This is a genomic window from Deltaproteobacteria bacterium (assembly GCA_026712905.1).
Lineage (GTDB): Bacteria > Desulfobacterota > Binatia > UBA9968 > JAJDTQ01 > JAJDTQ01.
The window spans coordinates 1-7,170 of record JAPOPM010000134.1 but is presented as its reverse complement, the minus strand read 5'-3'; the positions used below and the strand labels follow the sequence as shown (position 1 = coordinate 7,170).

Below are 7,170 nucleotides of genomic sequence, written 5' to 3'. Positions count from 1 at the left end.
TTACGAGATCAAGAACATCAACCCGCCGTCGGACGTGCTCTCCGCCATGGAGAAGCAGATGCGCGCGGAGCGCGAGAAGCGCGCCACCGTGCTGTCGTCCGAGGGCGAACGGGACGCCAAGATCAACGAGGCCGAAGGCGAGAAGCAGCAGGTCATCAAGGCCTCGGAAGCGGCCAAGCAGCGGCAGATCAACGAAGCCGAAGGCGAGGCCGCGGCTATCCTGGCGGTGGCCGCCGCTACCGCCGAAGGCCTCAAGAAGGTGGCCGAGGCCCTCGACACGGAGGGTGGCGACAAGGCCATGCAGCTCCGGGTGGCGGAGAACTACCTCGAACGTTTCGGCAACCTCGCCAAGGAGGGCAACACCCTCATCGTTCCGGCGAACCTGAGCGACATCACTTCGATGATCAGCGCCGCCACCACGGTCCTCGCCCACACCTCGAGGGGAGGCAGCCAGACTCCGGGTCAGAACGCGTAGGTGGAAATCGGCTTCTGAGGGCTGATTGATAAGCCGAGGGGATGAGTATATAGACGGTGGTGTACGGAGGATTCCGATCATGGGGAAAAAGGAGCCAGAGGTAGACCGTCCGACAGTCTACTACACATCTCGGGGCGAGCGTTACGTCAAGGCTGACGAACTACTGCGGAGTACACGCGGGCGGGACGCCGTCAAGAGAATGGCGGACTTTGCCAACAGGCAGCGTGAACGGAAGGCTTCGGAGAGTACACCACACTAGCCTTGCCGCACGTAATGTCGTGCGCGATATAGCTCCTCCAACGAGTAACCACCTTGGCACTGGGTTGGCTGCTGATTCCCGCTCTCGGGGGCTATTGGTTCCTCACGCATTGCAACTGGACGCGTTTCAACGCAGCACGTGCGTCCGGTTATCACCTCTTCTTTCAGGCTGCTATCGCCGGCGCGGTCCTGGTTGTGGTTGCCTACGTCATCGCTTTACTTGGATTCTCTGTGTGCCCGTCTGGCGGTGTATTGTGGAAGTCCTTCGTACCTTTCTCCTACTCGGGCACCGCCGTATTGAGCGCGATGTTGGGGGTCGCGTCGCCACTGGTCTTGAACCGCTTCCACGGCAAAGGAACGGCCACCCGACAAGCCGCACGGGACAAAGGCGACCTGATAGAACTACTCCTGGCGGAGTCGACGGAACGGCAACTGTTCGTCGAGCTCTCGCTACGGAGCGGGAAGTCCTACATCGGATTGGCGCTCAATAGCGGACTCCAGGCCCACGGCGAATCTGACATCGCCCTTATCCCGCTGGCCAGTGGATATCGAGAACCTGAAACTCAAGAACTGAGAATCACGACCTACTATTCCGATGTCATTGAGGAATGGCTTGAAGAGTTGGACGAGCCTACGGAATGGAACGAGGAGCGGGAAGTGTCGGGGGAACGACTTGATGATTTGAACGACTTTAGGATCGTTGTCCCCATGTCGGAAATCGTCTCGGCGCGGTTGTTTGATCTCGATGTGTACGAACGTTTCCAAGAAGAGCCTGGATAGCGGAAGGAGCCGGTGTCCAACGCGCGAGCGTGAACGCTTGACGTCGATGGAAGATCCGAAGGCCGTAGCATTGCTGGCGGGGTTGGTGCGCGCGTTCCGGGCGGGGGACATCGAGATGCGTTTCGATGGAACGGAGCGCACGATCCTTGACCTGCTTTCCGGCGAGGGCCTGGTGGACCTCTCCAACGACGGCTTTCGGCTGACCGAAACCGGCGGGTCCTACGCGGTGCGTTCGCAGGTGCCGCCGGTGACGCCCAAGGGGATTCTGTTTCTGGAGCGCCTCCCCATCGACGAATTCGCGGACCGGCCGGGGCTGTTCCGGTTTCTCGGTTGGTTGTGACGGCGTCCGCTTCCGCGTGAAAGGGAACACACTATGGATGGGCTTGCAGACAAGGTCTCGGCATTCGTCGCCGGCAGCGACTTCGACGGGCTGCCGCCGGAGGTGGTCGCTGCCGCGAAGGCGGCGTTCCTGGACTGCGTCGGGGTGGCGCTGGCGGGCTCGGAGGAGGAGAGCGCGCGTATCTGCGGCGCGCTGGCGCGGCAGGAATCCCGGGTCGCCGAGGCCACGGCCATCGGCCAGGGGTTCCGGACCTCGGCAACCTTGGCGGCCTTGTGCAACGGCACCTCGGCCCATGCCCTGGACTACGACCACAGCTATCTCATGGGGCAACCCACCGCCGGCCTGATCCCGGCGGTGTTGACCATGGGCGAAGCGTCGGGAGCGAGCGGCCGGGATGTCCTCGCCGCCTACGTCGCGGGCTTCGAGGTGGTGTCGCGGCTGGCGCACTCCATGCCGCAGCTCTCCACTCACGGTCACTGGCACGCGACATCGAGCTTCGGAACGGTGGGCGCGGCGGCCTGCTGTGCCAGGCTCGCGGGTCTGGACGCCGGCGCCACCCGCAATGCGCTTGGCATCGCCGCTTCCATGGCGTCGGGAATGGTGTGGAACTTCGCCACCATGACCAAGCCGCTGCACTCCGGCTTGGCTGCCCAGAACGGCGTGCTGGCGGCGCGCCTGGCCGCGCAGGGGTTCACCTCCAGTCCGGCGACGCTGGAGGAAGGGAAGGGGCTGTTCGACTGCTTCGGTCGCGGGCTCGAATGCGACGCGAGCCCGTTCGAGAGCCTGGGACGCGGCTTCGACCTCACCGGCATGGGCGTCAGCATCAAGCCGTATCCCTGCGGCGGCCTGACCCACGCGGCGGTGGACGCGGTGCTGGAACTGCGTCAAGAGGGCCTTCGGCCGGATCAGGTGGATTCCATGCGGGTGGGTGTGACGGCCCAGGTCTTCGACCGGATCATGAACGCGCTGCCGGCGAACGGCATCCAGTCCAAGTTCAGCATGCCCTACATCCTGGCGCGGGCCCTCGCCGACGGGGCGCTCGTGCTGGATACCTTTACGGACGAGGCCGCGGCGGACCCCGCCATCCGGGGCATCGCGGCAAGCATCGTCATGGAGCTGGACAACGGCCTCGTGGAAACCGCGGACGGCGCCCGCCCCGCCGATGTCACGGTCCGTCTCAAGGATGGCGGCGAGTTGCGCCGGCGGGTGGACCACTCACGGGGCAGGCCCGAAAGGCCCCTGACCGCGGCGGAGCTGCGGGACAAGTTCGATACCTGCGCGAGCAGGGCGCTGGACCCTGAGCGGGTCGGGCAAGTCGCCGACCTCATCGACGCCCTGGAGGGCGTGGAGAACATCCGCGAACTCTGCGAACTTCTGGGCGGGTCGAAGTGACCGGCCGGGAATTTCTCAGTTGATGACCGACAGCGCGGTCGCTTCGAGCGCCGTGACCACCATGGCTTCCCGGTCCAGCATGGCCTGGATGTCGGGGACCACTTCGTTCTTCCAGTAGTCGCTCTCCGCGATGGTTTTTGCGAAGGCTTCCTTCTGCTCCGGGCTGTCGAAGCGGCGCAGCCAGACGTAGGTGTTGTCGTCGTCCCGGCCGGTGAAGCTTCCGGAAACCACGACGCCGTTGGCGGCGTGGAACGGAAGGATCTTCTCTTCCATGGTCTTGACCCAGGCGTCGCGTTGGCCGGGCTTGGTCTTGTACTGGCGCAGTTCAAAAAACATGAAGTCTCCTTTGGTGTTGGCGGCGCCGGGTCCGGCCAGCGCTACTCCTTGCCGTTGTCCGATCCGTCGTCCTCGAACTCCGGAACCCAGCCTTCGCCGAACTCCTCGGACTCCTTGAAGCCTTCCGTCCGCCACTCGTCGATGAGTTGCCGGATGGGGATCTTGCGCCGCATGAGCCCCTTCATCAGGTCCTTGTACATGGGCGCCACATGCGTCTGGGCGTTGATGGGGCAGACCGTCAGGCAGATCTTGCAGCCCTCGTACTGCTCGAAGAAGGGCCGGCATTGCGGCGTGTCCACGTGCCAGCGCAGGATGCCGAAGATGTCCTGCTTCTCGGGCACGATGGCATCGCCGGGACACAGGTTCGTGCAGGCATTGCAGCGCAGGCAAAAGTCGTCGAAGCCGTAGTTGGCCGGCTGTGCCTCGGGAATCAGCGGCATCTCGGTGGTCACCGCTCCCAGCCGCACGCTCGGGCCGTATTTCTTGGTGATGAGGGAGCCGTGACGCCCGAGCTCGCCGAGGCCGGCCTTCCACGCCACCGGAATGAAGAGGATGTCGCCCTCGTTGGGATATCCCACCGCATGGTAGCCGTAGGAGCGGATGTACTGGGCCAGCCGGACGGAGACGTCCGACAGCAGGTAGTACACCTTGTGCACCTCCATCTGCGCCAAGGGCCCCAGCCGCTTCATCTCCTCGAAGTCCATGTGGATGGCGAAGGAGATGGCGACCTTGTGCCCTTCCGGCGGCTTGGTGCCGCGCACGTAGTCGAACTCGTCGATGGGCGCCACGCCGACGATCTCGGCTCCCATGTCCAGCGCCACCTTCTTCATCGTGCGGGTTACCCCCGCCCAGTCCTTGGTCTCCAGGCGGTCGGGATTGACCGGACCGTCGTGCAGGTTGCGGCGGTCGTGGTCCTCCCGCATGAACATGAACCGCCGGGTCTGCGGATGGCGTTTCGCCTTGGTGGTGGCGCCCACCTTCTTGTTTGGGAAAGGCCACTGCTTGATGGGCTGCTCCCGGCGCTCGGTGAATATGATGCCGCTGGGCTCCATGCGTTGCTCCTCTCGTCACGGATCCTCGCGCAGGCCGAAGCCCCGCGGGAACTCCTTCCGGTTCACTCTTACCAGAGGTGCCCCGTGGATTCCATGTCTTGTTTGTCCCCTGACCATTCGGCCCCGTTGCGAGTGTTTGAATTGTCCGTATATATAGAGAATATTTTTCGCCAATGGACAAATCTCCAAAGAAGCGACAGAGAAGGAATGCTTCCCATGTGCCTCGCCGGGCTCAGCTCCTCGACATCGCGGCCGATATCCTCGTAGAGCGGGGATATCGCGACACCACCATGCTGGAGGTGGCTCAACGGGCATCGGCGTCGAAGGAGACGCTCTATGCTTGGTTCGGGGACAAGCTGGGGCTGTTCGAGGCAGTGGTCCGCCGGAACGCTGCGCGTACGCGTATGACAGTCACTGGGTATCCCGACCGTGAAGTCCCGGTCGAGTCCGTATTGACCGACTTCGGCCGGGTACTGGCGGCAGTGCTTCTTGACGAGCAAGCCGTCGCCATTGACCGCGCTGCCGTTGCCGAGGCGCGCTCGGCGCCCTCGTTGGCCGAAAGCGTCGCGAAACTGGGCCGTGATTCCACGTTGCGTACCTTCGCCGGCTATCTGGAACGGTGCGAGGCTCGCGGCGTGCTCCGGATCGACGATGTGCACGACGCGGCGGAGACTTTTCTCGCCCTCCTCCTCGGAGATGCGCATACACGAAGGTTGTTCGGGGTGATCGAGAAACCGTCCGGAGCCGATATCGAGGACAAGGCCGAACGAGCCGTGCGGAAGTTCCTCCGGCTGTACGGCAGACAGCGCGAGCCGTTGACGTAGTCCGCGTATACCCACTAAATCGACCATGCTGGCGCGGCCCGACGCCTACGGCGTCCGTGCACGCTTGTTTTGCCCGCCTGCCTCCTTTACGGTTCGGAGATAGCCTCAAAGGCATCGAACCTGGCGCCTTGCGCACCGGACCCCCTGGAGGAACCACATCATGCAAATGACCGCGGGACATGCGGTCGCCGAAGTGCTGGCGCAACTCGGCGTCCGCAAGGTGATCGGCGTCGTGGGTTCGTGCATGCTCGAGATACTCGACGGCATGTACGGTCGGGACGACATACAGTTTCTCTCCACGCGACACGAGCAGGCCGCCGCCCTCATGGCCGACGGCTTTGCGCGCATCGCCGGCCGGCCCGGCGTGTGCATCGCCACCAACGGCCCCGGCGCCACCAACCTGTTGACCGGTGTGGCCAACGCCTTCCACGCCCAGAGTCCCGTGCTGGTCATCACCGGCGCGCCCATGCTGAAGGACATGTTCCGGGATTCGGCCCAGGAGCTCGATCAGCAGGCCATCTTCCGGCCGGTGGTCAAGTGGTCCGCGCAGGTGCGCAAGCCCGAGCAGGCGGCGGCCCTCACCTGGGAGGCCTACCAGCGCACCATGACGGGAGTACCCGGCCCGGTGCACCTGGACCTGCCGCGCGACGTGTTGAACGAGAACGTGGAGATGCCGGACATGGGCCGGCTCTTCCGAAGCGACGTGGCTGTCGCGGCGCCCGACGCCGAAGCCTTGGCCGCGGCCGCGCGGCTGCTCGAGAAGGCGCGCCGGCCGGTGCTGTTGGCCGGCGGCGGCGCCCTCTGGTCGGAAGCCAGCGATGAAGTCGTAGCGCTGTCCAAGCGCCTGGGCGCGCCCGTCATGTCCTCCACCGGCCGGGACGACGTCCTGCCCCGGTCCTACCCGCTGTACCTCGGCACCATCGGCCGCGGCGCGCTGCCCGAGGCCCAGGCCTTCTTCAAGCAAGCCGACCTGGTGCTGGCCGTGGGCACGAGCCTGGGCCACCTCACCACCTTCTGGCACCCGGACTTTTTCGCTCCCGGAACCCGGCTCATTCACGTAGCCCAGGACCGGAACCACATCGGCCGGGTCTACCCCGCGGACGTGGGCATTCAGGCCGACGCCCGGGTCGCCGTCAAGGCGCTGTTGCGGGCGGTGAAGCAAAACGGGGGGACGCGCGTGGGCTGGCTCAGGAAGGCCGCCGCCGTACGCGCCGCGCAGGACAAGCACCGGAACCGGGCGGCCCGCTTCGACGGCCGCCCCATCGACCCGCGCCGGGCCCACGCCGCCCTGAGCAAGGTCTTGCCCAAGGACGCCATCATCTCCATCGACGCCGGTGTCGGCCCCGGCTACGTCTACGAGTACCAGACCTTCGAGCGCCCGCGGAGCCTGCTGGCGCCCCAGGGCCTCGCCGCCATCGGCATCGGCTACCCGGTGGGCCTCGGCGCCAAGCTCGCCGCCCCGGAGCGCCCCGTGGTCACCTTGAGCGGCGACGGCTCCTTCCTCTACAACGGCGCCGAACTGGAAACCGCCGTGCGCGAGAACATCCCGACCACCTGCATCATCCTCAACAACTTCAACTACGGTTCCGAACGCGCCTACCAGAAGTTCTATTACGACGAACGCTACATCGGCGACACCATCGGCAACCCGCCCTTCGACGAGTACGCGCGCGTCTTCGGCGCCGCCGGCCTGCGCGTCACCGAGCCCGGCGA

Annotated in this window: 8 protein-coding genes; 6 read left to right on the top strand and 2 right to left on the bottom strand. The window is 65.1% G+C overall.

Translation table 11 applies throughout. The features are described 5' to 3' along the window. The 4 genes from OXF11_10480 to OXF11_10465 form a co-directional block, all read left to right on the top strand. A partial coding sequence (locus OXF11_10480; GenBank protein MCY4487524.1) for a paraslipin occupies positions 1-475 on the top strand: 475 nt, incomplete at its 5' end. A gap of 312 nt (positions 476-787) precedes the next feature. Next, a complete protein-coding gene (locus tag OXF11_10475) occupies positions 788-1,513 on the top strand; it encodes a hypothetical protein (protein MCY4487523.1) in 726 nt (241 codons plus the stop codon). A 46-nt stretch (positions 1,514-1,559) separates the two neighbouring features. Further along, on the top strand, positions 1,560-1,853 hold the full coding sequence (locus OXF11_10470; protein ID MCY4487522.1) for a hypothetical protein: 294 nt from the start codon (positions 1,560-1,562) through the stop codon (positions 1,851-1,853). A gap of 33 nt (positions 1,854-1,886) precedes the next feature. Next, a complete protein-coding gene (locus tag OXF11_10465; GenBank protein ID MCY4487521.1) occupies positions 1,887-3,245 on the top strand; it encodes an MmgE/PrpD family protein in 1,359 nt (452 codons plus the stop codon). Positions 3,246-3,260: 15 nt separating this feature from the next. Here the strand turns inward: OXF11_10465 and OXF11_10460 are convergent, their stop codons facing one another. Both OXF11_10460 and OXF11_10455 read right to left on the bottom strand, forming a co-directional pair. Beyond that, positions 3,261-3,581 carry an NIPSNAP family protein gene (locus OXF11_10460; protein MCY4487520.1) on the bottom strand — a complete coding sequence of 107 codons (321 nt, stop codon included), beginning with the start codon at positions 3,579-3,581 and terminating at the stop codon, positions 3,261-3,263. Positions 3,582-3,622: 41 nt separating this feature from the next. After that, positions 3,623-4,633 (bottom strand): hypothetical protein, encoded by a 1,011-nt coding sequence (locus OXF11_10455; GenBank protein MCY4487519.1) that lies wholly within the window; start codon positions 4,631-4,633, stop codon positions 3,623-3,625. Positions 4,634-4,806: 173 nt separating this feature from the next. On the opposite strand from OXF11_10455, the gene OXF11_10450 reads away from it, so the two are divergent. Together OXF11_10450 and OXF11_10445 are read left to right on the top strand one after the other, a co-directional pair. Beyond that, positions 4,807-5,457: a TetR/AcrR family transcriptional regulator gene (locus OXF11_10450; protein MCY4487518.1), complete on the top strand. Its 651-nt coding sequence runs from the start codon at positions 4,807-4,809 to the stop codon at positions 5,455-5,457. 160 nt (positions 5,458-5,617) lie between these two features. Then, positions 5,618-7,170: thiamine pyrophosphate-binding protein (locus OXF11_10445; GenBank protein MCY4487517.1), on the top strand; the 1,553-nt coding region annotated here is incomplete at its 3' end.